This is a genomic window from Mesorhizobium sp. M2E.F.Ca.ET.219.01.1.1 (assembly GCF_004016445.2).
In the GTDB taxonomy this organism is placed as follows: domain Bacteria; phylum Pseudomonadota; class Alphaproteobacteria; order Rhizobiales; family Rhizobiaceae; genus Mesorhizobium.
Genome location: NZ_SADT02000125.1, coordinates 1 through 350, shown reverse-complemented (window position 1 = coordinate 350; position 350 = coordinate 1). Strand labels below are relative to the sequence as shown.

At 64.9% G+C, this 350-nt stretch carries 1 protein-coding gene; it reads right to left on the bottom strand.

Annotated elements, in window-relative coordinates:
- Nucleotides 1-186: GYD domain-containing protein (locus EN862_RS35200; protein WP_135913309.1), on the bottom strand; the 186-nt coding region annotated here is incomplete at its 3' end.
- Between the last annotated feature and the right edge of the window lie 164 nt (nucleotides 187-350).

Sequence of the window (350 nt, the reverse complement as noted above, 5' to 3'; positions counted from 1 at the left end):
CGCCGCTTCGCTCGGCATCTCGAAAATCTGCACGAAATCGTAGGCGCCCATGGTGGCGTAGAGCGCGACGCTGCGACCGCCGAGGGCTTCGACGCGTTCACGGCTGACCCGAGCGCGCTCCGGAGAGTTGGCAATCTCGTCGAGCCCCCGCTGCGTGAGACGCATCAGAGAGATGAAATATGGCATTGAAACAGTCCAGTCGGTTTGATCAGCTCTTGGCCGAGGACACGTCCAGCGCGCGCAGGCCCGCGATCACGTCCGCCGCCCTGGAGACGACGCCGTAGATGCCGTCCTCGACGGTGACCATGTGAACGGCGGCGTCATGGGCGTATTGGTCGCCGCTGGCGCAG